This window comes from Pollutimonas harenae (genome assembly GCF_004153685.1).
GTDB lineage: Bacteria > Pseudomonadota > Gammaproteobacteria > Burkholderiales > Burkholderiaceae_B > Pusillimonas_C > Pusillimonas_C harenae.
The window spans coordinates 120,662-135,384 of the sequence record NZ_SDQD01000002.1; the positions used below are offsets into that span (position 1 = coordinate 120,662).

Sequence of the window (14,723 nt, forward strand, 5' to 3'; positions counted from 1 at the left end):
TATTTTTTTTCCCTTATTTAGAGAGCATTCGCATGGCTTGTTCCAGTCCACTGACCGTCACGCTATACATGCGATCGTGCATGATGTTCTGGATAACAGCAATGGATTGCCGGTACTTCCAGTAGGCGGCAGGCTCGGGGTTTAGCCAGACGGCCTTGGGCCAGTTCTCGAGCAAGCGCTGCAGCCATGCGGCGCCGGTTTCTTTGTTGTAGTGCTCGACCGAGCCACCCGGTTGCAGGATTTCGTAAGGGCTCATGGTAGCGTCTCCGACGATGATCAGGCGCCAGTCATCGTTGTACTTGCGCAGTACATCCCAGGTGTCGAAGCGTTCGGCATGGCGGCGCTGATTATTGCGCCAAAGTGACTCGTAAGGGCAATTATGGAAGTAGTACACCTCCAGATGCCGGAACTCACTGCGTGCGGCGGAAAAAAGCTCTTCGACACGTGCAATGTGGTCGTCCATGCTGCCACCGACATCGAGCAACATCAACACTTTCACGGTGTTGTGCCGCTCGGGTACCATCTGCAGATCAAGAAATCCCGCATTGCGGGCGGTGCTACTGATGGTGTGGTCCAGATCCAGCTCCATTTCAGCACCTTCGCGGGCAAAGCGGCGCAGGCGGCGCAAAGCCATCTTGAAGTTGCGCGTGCCCAGTTCCTGCTGGTCATCGTAATCTTTGTATTCGCGCTTTTCCCATACTTTGATGGCCGTGCGGTTGCCGGCTGAGGGCCCGCCCAAGCGTATGCCTTCGGGATGATAGCCGCCATGGCCGAAGGGTGATGAACCTCCGGTGCCTATCCATTTGTTCCCGCCCGCGTGGCGCTTTTGCTGCTCTTCAAGGCGCTCCTTGAAGAGTTCCATCAGTTTGTCCCAGCCGTGTTTCTCGATGGCCGCTTTTTCTTCAGGGGTAAGGTTTTTCTGGAATTCCTTGATCAGCCAATCCAGCGGAATTTCTTTGCTTTCGGGCAGGGCGGCTTCCAGGGTACGGTAGAACTCGCCGAAGGCTTGGTCGTAACGATCGAAAAGGGTTTCGTCCTTAACCAGAGTCATGCGCGCCAAATGATAAAAATCGTCGACAGTAGGCGGCATGATGCGCGCCTGGAGTACCTGCAGCAAGGTCAGGTATTCCTGCACGGATACAGGCAGTTTGCGGGCCCGCAAATGGTAAAAAAAATCAGTCAGCATGGCGGCTTTGCAATGAGCAATCTGTGCGGTATCAGCGACGCTGGCCGGCACGTGTCATGGCCGCCAGACGCTGTAACAGGGTGAGGTCTTGTTCATTCTTCAGCAACGCACCGGCCATCAGGGGCAAGTCTCCTTGAGTGTTGTTGATATCGTCGGCTGACACGGCTTCGTTGGTCAGCAGGCGCAGCCAGTCGAGAAATTCGGAGGTCGACGGTTTTTTCTTGAGCCCAGGTGCATCCCGCAGGGCAAAAAAAGTGTCGAGCGCCGCGCGCAGCACATCGGCCCGGATGTCCGGGTAGTGCACTGCCACGATGTCTTTCATGGTGGCAGGGTCGGGGAAGTTGATGTAGTGGAAAAAGCAGCGTCGCAGGAAGGCGTCGGGGAGGTCTTTTTCGTTGTTGGATGTGATGATGATCAGCGGCCGATGCTTGGCCTTGACCATTTGGCGTGTCTCGTAGACATGAAACTCCATTCTGTCGAGTTCGCGCAGCAAATCGTTGGGGAATTCGATGTCGGCCTTGTCGATTTCGTCGATCAGGACGACGGTAGGCTCGTCGGCCTGGAATGCTTGCCACAACACACCCTTGACGATGTAGTTGCCGATATCACGGACCTTTTCATCGCCAAGCTGAGAGTCGCGCAGCCGTGAAACCGCGTCGTACTCGTACAGCCCCTGGTGGGCCTTGGTGGTGGACTTGATATGCCACTGCAGCAAGGGTCGATTGAGGGCGGCAGCGACCTCTTCGGCCAGCATGGTTTTGCCTGTGCCGGGTTCACCTTTGATCAAAAGAGGGCGCTCAAGAGCCAGTGCTGCATTGACCGCCAGTTTCAGGTCGTCGGTGGCAACATAGCGTTCGGTGCCGGTAAAACGTTCAGAAGAAAAATTGGGTGCCGCAGACGTCATCGGGTGCTCCGGGTGGTGTATGGTAAAGCGTGTTTGCCACAGTAATCGTGTGTAGGTCATCACAATTATCGTACAATCTCAGTTTTTCGTTAGTCTGTTGATGTAGATCAACCTCTATTCACCGCCAAATAAGAGCTATTATGAAGTTGCGAACTTACCTGACGCGCACCTTGTCTGCGCTGGCCGTTACGGCTTCCTGTGCAATTGCGGGCCAAGCACTTGCTGCTGATGCCGCTCCCGTGGGTGACGCCAAGGCTGCACTGGCTAAAACTTCCATGTGTATCGGCTGTCACGGTATCCCTGGCTACAAGTCCAGCTACCCCGAGGTCTACCACGTCCCGATGATTGCCGGGCAAAACGCCGAATACATCGTGGCCGCACTGAAAGAATACGCCAGCGGTGCGCGCACCTTCCCAACCATGGAAGCCATTGCGCAAAGCCTTACAGAACAAGATATGGCTGATTTGGCAGCTTATTACTCCAGTCTTAAATAATCGGGGGCCCGAATGAAAAAATTGATACTTGCCGTGGCAGGCTCCGCCCTCTTTGCGTTGAGCTCGGGTGCAATGGCTGCCGATCTGGCTGCTGGCAAAGCAGCATTCGAAAAATTCACCTGTGCAACTTGCCACGGTGCTGACGGTAAAACACCTACACTGCCCGCTTACCCAATTCTGGCAGGGCAGCATCAAGACTACCTTAAGCATGCGCTCAAGGCATACAAGCGCGGTGCAGCCAATGCGCCCGCAACCGCCAACGTACGCAAAAATGCCATCATGGGTGCCATGGTGGCCCAACTGTCGCCGACCGACATCGAAAACATTTCGGCATGGCTCGCCAGCCTGCCATCGCCTTTGGCTGTGCGCAAGTAATATGCCTCGGCAAAAAACTCCCTGGACACACATGTGTCCAGGGAGTTTTTTTATGGGTTGCTGAATCCCGGCTACAGCGCTTCAGGATTGTGAGCTCGGACTTTATGCGCGCGTGGCGTGCCGACGGATAAGATCCAGATATTTTTCTGTATCCAGTGGTGTGCCCAGGCGCTGGGATTCCCATACCGTTTCACCCAGTGCTTCCATAATGACATGAGCAGCGTCGTGGGCGTCGCGCGTGGTCAACAGCCTCTGGAATGCCGCTTTGATGCCCGGTGGCTGATCAATGGACAGTTGTTCGTTGATGGCCAGGTGCATGGATAAATGCAGGAAGGGATTGGTTTTGCCTTGTTCGACGGAAAAGTCGGCGTCTGCTGCGTCGGGGCGCTCCAGGTCGGCATGATATTCTGGGTGCAGTTCGATCAGGTCGACCGCCATGGTTTCCAGCGGCGTCAGAACCTTGGCAGCTTTATGCTTGTGCCATGCTTCAGTAAAAAACTGTCGAACCTGCTCCCGCGAGGGGTTGAACATAAAATATCCTGTGCTGACAATGAGGTGTGGTCGGGGGCACCGATTTTGATGCGCTTGCCGGTAAAATGACTATTTTACCCGTCGCGGCGCGTGGTTTCAGGCAGACGGATCGCAGGCAATCGTATCAGCATGATCAAATTTAGGCTAAACTACTCTTATATAAGACTGAGCATATCGCGCTTAGCATTCACTTTTTCATTCGACTGATTTCTACTCCTTACGGAGCAAACTGGAGCATTCATGTCTTATCAGCATATTAAGGTCCCTGCTGCGGGCCAAAAAATCACGGTTAATGCCGATTTTTCGCTCAACGTCCCCGACGAGCCCATCCTTCCCTACATCGAAGGTGATGGCACCGGCGCAGATATTACTCCCGTCATGCTCAAGGTTGTTGATGCGGCAGTAGCCAAGGCCTATGGTGGCAAGCGCAAGATCCACTGGATGGAAGTGTACGCAGGCGAGAAGTCCACCAAAGTCTATGGTCCTGATGTCTGGCTGCCAGAAGAAACCCTGGAAGCGGTCAAGGATTATGTCGTCTCGATCAAGGGCCCTCTTACTACGCCAGTTGGCGGCGGTATCCGTTCGCTTAACGTTGCACTGCGCCAGCAGCTGGACCTGTATGTCTGCCTGCGTCCCATTCAATACTTCAAGGGCGTGCCTTCGCCCGTGAAAGAACCCGAAAAAACCAATATGGTGATCTTCCGCGAAAACTCGGAAGACATCTATGCCGGTGTTGAGTTCGAAGCCGAAAGCGCCAACGCCAAGAAACTGATCGAGTTCCTGCAAAAGGAACTGGGTGTCACCAAAATCCGTTTCCCCGAAACTTCAGGTATTGGCGTCAAGCCCGTATCGCGTGAAGGTACCCAGCGCCTGGTACGCAAGGCCATCCAGTACGCCATCGACAATGACAAGTCGTCAGTCACCCTGGTGCACAAAGGCAACATCATGAAGTTCACCGAAGGTGGCTTCCGTGATTGGGGCTACGAGCTGGCTCAAAAAGAATTCGGCGCTGAACTGATCGACGGCGGCCCATGGTGCAAATTCAAGAACCCCAAAACGGGTCGTGAAATCACGGTTAAAGACGTCATTGCCGATGCCTTCCTGCAGCAAATTCTGTTGCGTCCTGCCGAGTACGACGTGATCGCCACGCTGAACCTGAACGGCGACTACGTGTCCGACGCATTGGCCGCACAAGTGGGTGGTATTGGTATTGCCCCCGGTGCGAACCTGTCTGATTCCGTCGCTATGTTCGAAGCGACTCACGGCACGGCCCCCAAGTACGCAGGCAAAGACTACGTGAACCCCGGTTCCGAAATCCTGTCCGCCGAAATGATGCTGCGTCACATGGGCTGGACCGAAGCTGCTGACCTGATCATCTCCAGCATGGAAAAATCCATTCTGTCCAAGAAAGTCACCTACGACTTTGCCCGTCTGATGGAAGGTGCGACTCAGGTGTCGTGCTCGGGATTTGGTCAGGTCATGATCGACAACATGTAAGTTAGTCTGTAGCTGTACCTAGTAGTCTACGAAACCCGCTTGCTGAAAGGCTTGCGGGTTTTTTATCGTCTGTAGCAGTCTATGGCTATACACAGAAATACCTCATTAAATGAGGCGCAGCACGGTATCCCCGGTTACCTCGAATACCTTGTTTGTGAGGTACATGACAGGCCCAGGCCCACCAGTCAGTGCAGGAATATCGCAGTATGGGTATAGCGGTGGTTGATGGTTTGTATCCTGAAAAAGTATTAATGTGGTTTGCAATAGATTTTCATCGACATCGGCAACCTATTGAAAACAAAAATGCACATGAATAGCCTTTAATAGCATTAAGTGCCCCTTAAATGGGCATGACTGGCGAAGAATGGCGTTGCCTGTACACAGCGGACTACGTCAGGTTTCAATCGCGCGCTAGATCAAACACCAGCACCTCGGCATGCTCGCCGTTTGCGAGCGTCAGTTCCGTTTCGCCGTCCAGCAAAGCACCGTCCCCGCCATCAAGCTCATGGCCATTGACAGTCAGCTTGCCGCGGGCCAGATGCACGTAGGCCAGGCGGGCCGGATCGAGCGACTGGGAAAAGCGTTCACCCGCATCGAATAGCCCTGCATGAATAGACGCATCGGCGTTCATGCTCACCGAACCGTTTTCACCCGTGCGAGAGGCGACCAGGGTCAAGCGGCCTTGGCGCTGCTCACGGTCAAAGTGCTTTTGCTCGTAGCCGGGTTTAATACCCTTGAACTTGGGCAGAATCCAGATCTGCAAAAAGTGCGTACTGCGATCTTGCAGGTTGTTGAGCTCGCTATGCGTGACGCCGGTGCCCGCGCTCATGCGCTGCACGTCGCCGGGGCGGATGATGCCGCTGTTGGCCGCGCCCGTCTCGCCGTTGCCCATGCTGTCCTTGTGGGCCAGTTCACCGTCAAGCACATAGCTGATGATTTCCATGTCCCGATGGCCATGAGTACCGAAGCCTTTTCCGGCGGCTACCGTGTCGTCATTGATGACGCGCAGGTTGCCGTGGCCCTGGTGTTTGATGTCGAAGTAGTCCCCGAACGAGAAGGTGTGAGCGCTTTGGAGCCAGCCGCCATGGGCGGACCGGCCACGTTCCTGTGATTTGCGTAAGGTGATCATGCGGCACCTTACGCTTCGATATGACGATAGAGCCAGCCGCTGTTAACGGCGTCAGCCAATTCAGCCTGGACTTGGGCCCGGGTTACGGGCGCATCGCTGGCGGAAATTTGAGTGCGTGTCATGGTGTATATCCTTTGGTTCAATAAGTTAGTTGGGTCACCTGGCGGAAAGATTTTGGTGGCTTCGGCGAGTGGCTTGACGTTTGATCCCGTCAATGTAGTAACTTTAAAACTTCTTGCTTTATGAATAAATAGTTAAAATGCATACATACTATTCTTATTAATGGAATAATCAGAAAATACAAACCAAGAACGCTGCTGTAGACCACTTGATGTCTATGTGGATTGACGAACCAGCCGGCTTAGTTCAGGTGCTCGGGCACGACAGTGTAAGAATCGAATTCTCCCAGGGATTGGGGCACGATCCTATGTGCGGCCTGCATAATGGCCCGCAAAGCATTAATGCGGGATGACGGAAATAGGGTTATTGGGATGTATCGGGCGGTGCCGGCCTACACTGCCAGGATATGAAATAAGGAACACAAGTGTCTGCAGATTTGAATCAAAAATATGGATTGAACCCGGCCCATAGCGAAGTGGTTGCGGCCTGCCAGGTCGTCGAGCCCGGCGATGCCCTGGATATGGGGTGCTCCAACGGGCGCAATGCACTATACCTTGGCCAACGTGGTTTTGTGGTTACCGCGGTTGACGTCAACCCGGCTGCACTCGGGCAGCTGCAGTCCATTGTCAGCCAGGAGGGTATCGATACCATCACGCCCAGCGTGTATGACCTCAGTAACGCAAGTCTGGACGCAGACTACGATTTCATTTCCTGCACGGTAACACTGATGTTCATCGATCCATCCAGGGTCGATGCAGTGCTGACCGACATGCAGCGGCGTACTCGGGCCGGGGGGTATAACCTGATCGTGTGCGCCATGGATACTCCAGACTATCCCTGCCCCATGAATTTCCCGTTTACCTTTGAACCGGGGCAACTGAGTGCCGCTTACACGGGCTGGGAGCTGGTTAAATACAACGAAGACGTGGGCACCATGCACAATGGTGCCCGGCTGCAATTTGCGACCATGCTCGCGCGCAAGCCGGCCTCGTCAACTTAACCCGCTCATCGAAGTGGCCGGCATATGCGGGCCCTTAACACCTCGCTAGAGATCCAGCACCAGTTTCTGGCCTTTTGCCCGCGAGCAACAGGTCATCAAACGGGTGTTTTCCCGTCGCTCGGAAGTAGTGAGCACACTGTCGCGATGGTCTATATCGCCGTCCAATGCGGCGACTTCGCAGGCGCCGCATAGTCCTTCCTCGCAGTCGCTTTGCACGTCGATGTTGTTGGCGCGCAGTACATCCAGCAAAGTCTGGTCGTTTGCTACGGTTAGCGTCAGGCCGGAATTCTTCAGTTCTACGTCAAAGGCGTGTTCCTTGTCGGGATCCAGAATGGTCACGCTGTTGACGAAGTGTTCGATATGCAGACATGTGTCAGGCAGACCCCGGCGGGCCACAGCGGCTTCCAGGGCCTCGAGCATGCGGTTTGGCCCGCAAGCATAGACTTCGGTGTCGTCCTTCAGGCCGGCAAGCAAATGATCGAAATCATTGCGCTTGCCTTCGTCGCTGATATGCAGATGCAAGCGCGCGCCATGGGTTTGCTGTAACGCGTGTGCAAAAGGCAGGGTGCACCGGGACCGGCAGCTGAAATGTATTTCATAGTCAAGATTCAGGGCTCGGGCGCGTTGTGCCATTGCCATGATGGGGGTGATGCCAATGCCACCCGCCACAAATAACAGACGTCCGGCAGGTGTCTCGTTCAGGCGGAAATGATTGCGCGGGCCGCGGACTCGCAGTTCGGCGCCGGACCTGGCATGCTGGTGGATCCAGGACGAACCTCCACGACTTTCCGGGTCGTTCAGCACCGCTACTTCCCAGGCCTTGTGGTCGTTTAGATCGCTGCATAGCGAGTATTGTCGCGAGAGCCCCGTATTGCCGCATTCAATATCCAGATGTGCCCCTGGCGTCCATTGGGGCAATGATGTGCCGGTTGGCGATACCAGGCGCAGCAGCAGAATGTTGTCGGCAACTTGTTGTGCCGAGGCAATTTTCAGGTCGCGCACGACGTGCTTGGCCAGCGGAGCGCCCAGGCGCACTTCTTGGGTGGCATGCAATACATCAGCGTCGTGACGTTCGGGGTTCTGGGCAGGATCCCATTCCACGACCAGGCCACGTGGACCACGGAAAGCCAGATTATGGACGTACTGGTAGGTTTGGTCGGCCAGGCGCATATGAGGCAGGCGGCGCGAAAGTTCGCCAATGATGATTTGCATTTCCATGCGACCGATGTTCTTGCCCAGGCATTGGTGCGCACCAAAGCCGAAGGTAAGATGCTCAACGGTATTGTCGCGGCGTATATCGAAAAAGTCAGGGTCGCCAAACTGGCGGGGGTCGTGGTTGGCCGACGATACAACCAGAAGCAGGCGTGCGCCGGAAGGGATGGCTACGCCTTCAATTTCAACATCGCGCGTAGCTCGGCGGCGCCAGGATCCTATGGACCCGTTATGTCGCAGGCACTCTTCCACTGCAGGCGAAATCAGCAGTGGATTCTTGCAAATGTCGGCCCAGCTTTCCGGGTGTTCAAGCAGTAGCTTGATGGCATTGGCGGACGCAAAAGAGGTGGATTCATGGGCGGCCACGATAATGGCCATCATCATGGAGTGCAGATAAGAGTCAGTCACGACCTCGGGAAAATCTTTCTGTTGGCGTATGGAGTAACGCATCCAGCCAGGGCCGTCCGGCGTGCGTTTCATTTTCTCGAGGACCTCACCCGAAAACTGCCAGAACTGCCCCACGGTGTGGGCGACGTTGGCCCGTTCTTCGGGAGTGGGTCTGCCAAACGCGTTGATAGTGTGAGCAATGGAAAACCGATGCATTGTTTCGCGATCAGAATCGTCTTCAATACCCAGGAATTCCAGCGCGACAGAAAACGGTACATCCCAAAGCAACTTTTGCATCAGGTCTACGCGGCCATCGTCGATGAAGCCATCAATGGCTGTGGTAACGAGCCGGCGCACCGTGGGTTCGTGCTTGCGCAGGTGTTCTGGCGTAAAGGGTTCCATCAGGGCACGTCGGCGTGCCATGTGGGCAGGCTCGTCTTCGTTGACCAGCGTGCGATTCATGGCGTAGCCATATTCTTTAAGAATGGCGGCGGCTTCAGGCGAAGGTTCGCCGACAGGCTCCAGTACGTTGGAGGGACTGAACGTAATTGGATCGCGAAAAATATCTTTGATGGCCTGGTAGCGCGTGACGACCCAGTAATCCAGCTTGGGACTGTAGAACACCGGTTTTTGTTCGCGCGCCCAGCGCACAAACTCTGACGGGTTTTCCATGTAGGCATCCTGGAAGGGGTCGAACTGCGCCGCCTGCTGATGGATGGGGCAAGTGCCGGCGGGACGCCCGGCGTGCTGGGTTGCAGGGCAAGTTGCGGGTTGTGGCGTAGTCATGTGTTGTCCTCCGGGATGGGGCCTGTTGATGAAACAGGGCATCTTTTCCTTTCTATAATTTGCGTAATGCTAGCACGCATTGCGTAATTTTTTAAAGATGAAAGATTCTACTGTCCATCTATATACTTACTACTTTTTACTGCTATGGTCACGATGAAAACAGCTAAGGACGAAATATCAGGCAATACGCGCGGACGTCGCCAGCGCGTGCAGGCGGTGACTACCGGGGCTGCCGTCCTTAAAGGCCTGGCTAGTCTTGGGGGGCGGGCCAGCCTGACGGCGCTGGCCAAGCAGATATCCGAAAATCCCGCCAAAGTGCATCGCTATCTGATCAGCATGATGGAAGAAGGCTTGGTCGCCCAGGATCCGATTTCACTGCAGTACTACCTGGGGGCGGGCGCCATTCAAATCGGCCTGGCGGCCATGAGGCTGGCTGAGCCGCTACGTGTGGCCGAGCCCGCTCTGGTCCGCTTGCGTGAGTCACTTGAAATGACCTGCTTTATCGCCGTGATGGCCAATAAGGGGCCAACCATCGTACGCTTTGAAGAACCCAGTCTGCCTGTGACTTTGAATGTTCGTGTTGGGTCGGTCCTGCCTTTATTGCGCTCTGCCACCGGCCGAGTATTTTTGGGGTTTTCCGACGATACCCTGGTCGAAAAGCTGGCTGGACAGGAGCTTGCCGAGATGGCGGGGTCTCATGCGCGCCTGAGCAGGGCGGCTGACCCCATTGCCGCTATCAAGAAAGAAGTGCGTGTCGCAGGAATGTCGATTGTGCGTGGCACTAATTTACAGGGGATCAGTGCCATCAGTGTGCCCATACATGACTTCTCTGGCCGTGTGGTTGCCGCGCTGACCGTGCTGGGCTCCACCGGTTCATTTGATGTTTCGGCCAAAGGCCGGGTTGCACTGACCTTGAAGCATGAAGGCCTGGAAATCAGCACCGCGCTAGGATATACAGGGCAGGCATAAACCTTATGAAATGTAGGGTTTTTTTGTATTCCTAACGTTTACGCAGCGCGTATATAGTTTACGCGTACACACTCAGGTACGCGTAATCCCGGAGAATAATATGTCTGTTTTGAAGAAGATGGTGGCAGTAGCGCTGGTATCACTGCCTATGGTCATGGGGGCCACGGCTGCTAATGCGGAGTATCCCGAAAAGGCCATACGCTGGCTAGTGCCTTATCCTGCGGGAGGTGGATCCGACTTTCTCGCTCGCAGCATAGGTGATGCGCTGGCCAAGCAGGTTGGTCAGTCAGTGGTTATCGAGAACAAGCCTGGCGGCAACACTTCTATTGCTGCCAATGATGTTACCCGCGCCGAGCCCGATGGCTATACCGTACTGTCGGCCGATAATGGCACACTGGTGTTCAATCCCGCCTTGTACAAGGATCTTAGTTACGATCCAAACAAAGAACTGGCTCCGGTTACGCTGCTGGGCAGCTTTCCCATGATTCTCGTGGTCAATCCTGACTCTGGACTCAATAGCGTCAAAGATGTCATTGCACGCGCGCGCGACCAAAAAAATGGCATGAACTACGCTTCGGCAGGCGCCGGCAGCCCCCATCACCTGGCCATGGAGCTGTTCAAAGCCGAGCTGGACCTGAATATGGTGCACGTGCCTTACAAGGGCGCCTCACCCTCCCTGACTGACGTGGCTGGTGGTCAAGTGCCCATCATGATGGTCGATCTTGCTGCTGGAGCCGGCTTCATCAAAGGGGGCAAGGTCAAGCCTCTGGCTGTGGCCAATCCCGAACGCCTGGCCCAGTTGCCCGACGTGCCAACCTTTGCCGAATTGGGTTATCCCGGCATAGTTGCGGCCGCACAAGTTGGCTTGGTGACGACAGCCGGTACTCCCAAGGAAACCATAGCCGCTCTTAACAAAGATGTTGTGGCTGCCCTGAACCAGCCTGAGGTCCATCAGCGCCTGGTCGACTTTGGTATCCAGCCCGTGGGCAATACCCCAGAGGAGTATGCCGCACTGTTAAAAAGCGAGACTGAGCGCTGGCATAAATTGATCAAGGAACTGGGTATCAGGCTGGACTAGGCCAGCCGCTGATCGCCGACTCTGGTTTGGAGGTATTCCATCACTGCTTGCCGATCACCTCTGAATACGATCTGCTCTGCCCGGCTTTCTTGCTGGTGGGCATACATGGGGTCGTAGTATTCGGCAAGCAGGCCTTCGATCCAGCCACGGTGCCCATCCACCGAGCCGCTGCGCTGCTGTTCGGCCAGGGCATTATCCATAATGGCGGCCAGGCGTTGATAGCGTTCCATGCCCAGGCGCTTGCTAATATTGCGCAGGCTTAGCCGCAGGTGCTCGGCAAAGGCGGTGATTCCAGACTCATCGCCATGCAGGCTGATGAATTCAGCACACAAATCAATCACATAATCACCCAATATGCGTTCGGTGCGATTGGCAAGGCTGTCTTCCAGCCATATCAAGGGGTCTTGTTGCAGCGTCTGACGCAGCGCTTGGGGCAGGGCACAGCGGCCTATCATGCGGCTCTCGTCTTCCAGGACAAAGGTCTGATGACCCTGAGCGCGTTTCTTCAGAAAATCAATAGCCAGGGCATTTTCGAAGTCGATCTGCCCAGGTTGGGGTGTGGCGTGTTTGCCGAAGCTTGAGCCACGATGATGTGCGTGTCCTTCCAGGTCGATGACGTTGGGCAGTTGCAGCAGCAGCTCGGTTTTACCCGTGCCGGTAAAACCGCCGACCAGGATGAAGCGGCATTCTGTCTGTGCTGCTACGATGGTCTCGATCAGAAAGTTACGCATGGCCTTGTAGCCCCCGGGAACGCGTGGGTAGTCGAGGTCGGCCTCGGCTTTCAGCCACTGCTGGGCAATTTGCGATCGCAGGCCACCGCGAAAGCAATACAGGTACCCATCAGGATGCTTGCGGGCAAAATCCGCCCAGGCCGCAATACGTTCGGCTTTCAGTGTGCCGCTCACCAGCCTGTTACCCAGATCGATGGCGGCCTGCTGGCCATTTTTTTTGTAGCAAGTGCCGACTTTCCGCCGCTCTTCATCGTTCATCAGCGGCAGGTTGAGTGCTTGCGGGAAGGCGCCTTTGCTGAATTCGACTGGTGCGCGCATGTCCATCAACGGCAGATCGTTCAGGAAAATCTCTTTGTATTGATCGCTGTGGATGCGCATCAAGGGTCTCGATAGTTTAAATAGGCATGAACTTAGTGCATTCCCTAAGTGTGATGCGCGTGATTATGGTGCACAATTCGGTCCATGCAGGTGAGGAGACAAGCCCTGCATGGGCATAGCCGATAAATCGGTACATAAGAAAGTAGCAGGTCCCATAAAAAATACAAACGCACAAAAGCCGACGACACAATCGTCGGCTTTTGTCATTTCCATGATGCTCTGTTTCGTTCCCGAGCATAGGGCTCGTCCGACTGCGTTTGCAGTAATACTTGTACCGCCCCGGTGCCTCCATCGTGCTCCTGGCATTCAACATAGGCAATGACGGCAACAAGTTGAGTCAGCCATCGACGTACGGTTTGTTTAAGGACGGGCTCGCCGCCCTTGGAGCCATAGCCCTTACCGTGCACGACGCGCACGCACTTTATCTGGTGATCAAGACAGGTTTTCAAGAACCGGTCCAGCCGTGCGCGCGCCTCGTCGAGAGTGTTGCCATGCAAATCCACGCTGGCATCTATGGACCACTTGCCGCGTCTCAGGTTCTTGATGATGTCTGGGCCATGAGCAGGGTGTAGATAGTGCGCATCGTCGTCATCTATCCTGGCAGGGCGGTAGTGGTCGGATGCCTGCGGCAGCCGGGACGGCTCTTGGCCTACAGCGCGCTCACGTCGCTGGCGCAAGAGTTCGGCGCCGGCTGCTGGCGGCGACGACAGCACCACACGCTGCGAGTTCCTGATGGGCGTGACGGTTTTCATGGTGCGTCGAAAGAGCTGGACGTCGTCGCCGCTCAGGATGGGTACGGCGCTTGAGCCTGTATTGCCGGTATCGGTTGCCTGGTGACGCGTGTCGGTAGTAGTTCTTGCCGCGGCCGCTGCTTTTTTTCGAGCTGACTCTGCCGCCTTTGACGCTTCTTTGCTCAGGCGCTTCAGGTCGGCCAGCCCGGGAGCCTGCCGACCACTGCGCCCGGCCTTATTCGCCGGCATTCTCCAGCCAGCGTTGGGCGTCGAGTGCGGCCATGCAGCCTGTGCCTGCACTGGTGATGGCCTGGCGATACACGTGGTCTTGTACGTCGCCGGCAGCGAAGACGCCTGGTACCGAGGTCATGGTGGCCAGACCTTTCAGACCGCTTTGGGTAATGATGTAGCCGTTTTCCATGTTGAGCTGGCCTTCGAAAATGCTGGTATTAGGCTTGTGGCCGATGGCAATAAAGACGCCGCTGACCGCCAGGTCTTCGGTGGTGCCATCTTGATTGTTGTGCAAGCGGGCGCCAGTGACGCCACTTTGATCGCCCAATACCTCTTCCAGTTCATAAAATAGCTTCAGCTTCATGTTGCCATTGGCCACTTTGTCCATCAGTTTGTCGGTCAGGATGGGTTCTGAGCGGAACTTGTCGCGGCGATGCACCAGGGTGACGCTGCGGCAGATATTGGACAGGTATAAAGCTTCTTCGACGGCGGTGTTGCCACCGCCAACCACGATAACATCTTGGTTTTTATAGAAAAAACCGTCGCATGTGGCGCAGCCGGATACGCCTCGGCCCATGAAGGCTTGTTCGGTAGGCAGGCCCAGGTACTGTGCCGATGCGCCGGTGGCAATAATGAGTGCGTCGCAGGTATATTGGGTGCCGGTGTCGCCCGTCAGGGTAAAGGGGCGTTTTGATAAATCAACGCTGGCGATGTGGTCGAAGATCATTTCTGTATTAAAACGCTCGGCATGGGCCTGGAACCGTTGCATCAGGTCTGGGCCTTGCACGCCCTGGGCGTCGGCAGGCCAGTTGTCTACATCGGTGGTGGTCATTAATTGACCACCTTGTTCCAGGCCGGTCACCAGTACAGGATTCAGGTTGGCACGGGCGGCATAGACTGCGGCGCTATAGCCTGCGGGACCGGAACCAAGAATCAGTACTTTGGCGTGTTTTGGAGTCGTCATTACAGAAAATCCGAAAAAAG

The 14,723-nt window shown here is 55.4% G+C and carries 15 protein-coding genes; 6 read left to right on the forward strand and 9 right to left on the reverse strand.

Annotated features, from left to right (window positions below; translation table 11 throughout):
* Positions 1-13: 13 nt before the first annotated feature.
* On the reverse strand, positions 14-1,186 hold the full coding sequence (locus ERD84_RS07395) for a vWA domain-containing protein (protein ID WP_130039983.1): 1,173 nt from the start codon (positions 1,184-1,186) through the stop codon (positions 14-16).
* Between the two features lie 31 nt (positions 1,187-1,217).
* On the reverse strand, positions 1,218-2,090 hold the full coding sequence (locus ERD84_RS07400) for an AAA family ATPase (RefSeq protein WP_130039984.1): 873 nt from the start codon (positions 2,088-2,090) through the stop codon (positions 1,218-1,220).
* Between the two features lie 140 nt (positions 2,091-2,230).
* Here ERD84_RS07400 and ERD84_RS07405 point away from each other — a divergent pair, with 140 nt between their 5' ends.
* Both ERD84_RS07405 and ERD84_RS07410 read left to right on the forward strand, forming a co-directional pair.
* Positions 2,231-2,584 carry a c-type cytochrome gene (locus ERD84_RS07405; protein WP_167667359.1) on the forward strand — a complete coding sequence of 118 codons (354 nt, stop codon included), beginning with the start codon at positions 2,231-2,233 and terminating at the stop codon, positions 2,582-2,584.
* A gap of 12 nt (positions 2,585-2,596) precedes the next feature.
* A complete protein-coding gene (locus tag ERD84_RS07410) occupies positions 2,597-2,959 on the forward strand; it encodes a c-type cytochrome (protein WP_130039009.1) in 363 nt (120 codons plus the stop codon).
* A 102-nt stretch (positions 2,960-3,061) separates the two neighbouring features.
* On the opposite strand, the gene ERD84_RS07415 is transcribed toward ERD84_RS07410, so the two are convergent.
* The gene (locus ERD84_RS07415) at positions 3,062-3,490 is read right to left on the reverse strand and encodes a DUF1841 family protein (protein ID WP_130039010.1); all 429 of its coding nucleotides are present in this window, start codon (positions 3,488-3,490) and stop codon (positions 3,062-3,064) included.
* Between the two features lie 240 nt (positions 3,491-3,730).
* Between ERD84_RS07415 and icd the strand changes: the two genes are divergently transcribed.
* Positions 3,731-4,987 carry an NADP-dependent isocitrate dehydrogenase gene (icd, locus tag ERD84_RS07420; protein WP_130039011.1) on the forward strand — a complete coding sequence of 419 codons (1,257 nt, stop codon included), beginning with the start codon at positions 3,731-3,733 and terminating at the stop codon, positions 4,985-4,987.
* A 400-nt stretch (positions 4,988-5,387) separates the two neighbouring features.
* Here the strand turns inward: icd and ERD84_RS07425 are convergent, their stop codons facing one another.
* Entirely contained in the window at positions 5,388-6,116 is a 729-nt protein-coding gene (locus tag ERD84_RS07425; RefSeq protein WP_130039012.1) for a pirin family protein, read from the reverse strand.
* 8 nt (positions 6,117-6,124) lie between these two features.
* Positions 6,125-6,238, reverse strand: coding sequence for a DUF4148 domain-containing protein (locus ERD84_RS07430; RefSeq protein WP_130039013.1), 114 nt, complete (start codon positions 6,236-6,238; stop codon positions 6,125-6,127).
* Positions 6,239-6,660: 422 nt separating this feature from the next.
* Here ERD84_RS07430 and tehB point away from each other — a divergent pair, with 422 nt between their 5' ends.
* A complete protein-coding gene (gene tehB, locus ERD84_RS07435; protein WP_130039014.1) occupies positions 6,661-7,236 on the forward strand; it encodes a tellurite resistance methyltransferase TehB in 576 nt (191 codons plus the stop codon).
* 45 nt (positions 7,237-7,281) lie between these two features.
* Here tehB and ERD84_RS07440 read toward each other — a convergent pair whose 3' ends face one another.
* The gene (locus tag ERD84_RS07440) at positions 7,282-9,621 is read right to left on the reverse strand and encodes a cytochrome P450/oxidoreductase (protein WP_130039015.1); all 2,340 of its coding nucleotides are present in this window, start codon (positions 9,619-9,621) and stop codon (positions 7,282-7,284) included.
* A gap of 153 nt (positions 9,622-9,774) precedes the next feature.
* On the opposite strand from ERD84_RS07440, the gene ERD84_RS07445 reads away from it, so the two are divergent.
* Positions 9,775-10,590, forward strand: a complete 816-nt coding sequence (locus ERD84_RS07445) for an IclR family transcriptional regulator (RefSeq protein WP_130039016.1) — start codon at positions 9,775-9,777, stop codon at positions 10,588-10,590.
* A 100-nt stretch (positions 10,591-10,690) separates the two neighbouring features.
* Positions 10,691-11,668, forward strand: coding sequence for a Bug family tripartite tricarboxylate transporter substrate binding protein (locus ERD84_RS07450; protein ID WP_130039017.1), 978 nt, complete (start codon positions 10,691-10,693; stop codon positions 11,666-11,668).
* On the opposite strand, the gene mnmH is transcribed toward ERD84_RS07450, so the two are convergent.
* The 3 genes from mnmH to trxB all read right to left on the reverse strand — a co-directional run bounded on the left by mnmH (position 11,665) and on the right by trxB (position 14,703).
* Positions 11,665-12,777, reverse strand: coding sequence for a tRNA 2-selenouridine(34) synthase MnmH (gene mnmH / locus ERD84_RS07455; protein ID WP_130039018.1), 1,113 nt, complete (start codon positions 12,775-12,777; stop codon positions 11,665-11,667). The two genes, ERD84_RS07450 and mnmH, sit on opposite strands and share 4 nt — an antisense overlap.
* A 203-nt stretch (positions 12,778-12,980) precedes the next feature.
* The gene (locus tag ERD84_RS07460) at positions 12,981-13,757 is read right to left on the reverse strand and encodes a Smr/MutS family protein (protein ID WP_130039019.1); all 777 of its coding nucleotides are present in this window, start codon (positions 13,755-13,757) and stop codon (positions 12,981-12,983) included.
* Positions 13,744-14,703 (reverse strand): thioredoxin-disulfide reductase, encoded by a 960-nt coding sequence (gene trxB / locus ERD84_RS07465; protein WP_130039020.1) that lies wholly within the window; start codon positions 14,701-14,703, stop codon positions 13,744-13,746. Before trxB ends, ERD84_RS07460 begins: the two co-directional genes overlap by 14 nt.
* Positions 14,704-14,723: the final 20 nt, after the last annotated feature.

Coding starts and splice junctions, on each gene's coding strand:
- ERD84_RS07415 (WP_130039010.1), bottom strand. CDS start 3,490: ATGTTCAACCCCTCGCGGGAGCAGGTTCGACAGTTTTTTACTGAAGCA.
- ERD84_RS07405 (WP_167667359.1), top strand. CDS start 2,231: ATGAAGTTGCGAACTTACCTGACGCGCACCTTGTCTGCGCTGGCCGTT.
- ERD84_RS07395 (WP_130039983.1), bottom strand. CDS start 1,186: ATGCTGACTGATTTTTTTTACCATTTGCGGGCCCGCAAACTGCCTGTA.
- ERD84_RS07410 (WP_130039009.1), top strand. CDS start 2,597: ATGAAAAAATTGATACTTGCCGTGGCAGGCTCCGCCCTCTTTGCGTTG.
- icd (WP_130039011.1), top strand. CDS start 3,731: ATGTCTTATCAGCATATTAAGGTCCCTGCTGCGGGCCAAAAAATCACG.
- trxB (WP_130039020.1), bottom strand. CDS start 14,703: ATGACGACTCCAAAACACGCCAAAGTACTGATTCTTGGTTCCGGTCCC.
- ERD84_RS07400 (WP_130039984.1), bottom strand. CDS start 2,090: ATGACGTCTGCGGCACCCAATTTTTCTTCTGAACGTTTTACCGGCACC.
- ERD84_RS07430 (WP_130039013.1), bottom strand. CDS start 6,238: ATGACACGCACTCAAATTTCCGCCAGCGATGCGCCCGTAACCCGGGCC.
- ERD84_RS07460 (WP_130039019.1), bottom strand. CDS start 13,757: ATGCCGGCGAATAAGGCCGGGCGCAGTGGTCGGCAGGCTCCCGGGCTG.
- ERD84_RS07445 (WP_130039016.1), top strand. CDS start 9,775: ATGAAAACAGCTAAGGACGAAATATCAGGCAATACGCGCGGACGTCGC.
- ERD84_RS07425 (WP_130039012.1), bottom strand. CDS start 6,116: ATGATCACCTTACGCAAATCACAGGAACGTGGCCGGTCCGCCCATGGC.
- mnmH (WP_130039018.1), bottom strand. CDS start 12,777: ATGCGCATCCACAGCGATCAATACAAAGAGATTTTCCTGAACGATCTG.
- ERD84_RS07440 (WP_130039015.1), bottom strand. CDS start 9,621: ATGACTACGCCACAACCCGCAACTTGCCCTGCAACCCAGCACGCCGGG.
- ERD84_RS07450 (WP_130039017.1), top strand. CDS start 10,691: ATGTCTGTTTTGAAGAAGATGGTGGCAGTAGCGCTGGTATCACTGCCT.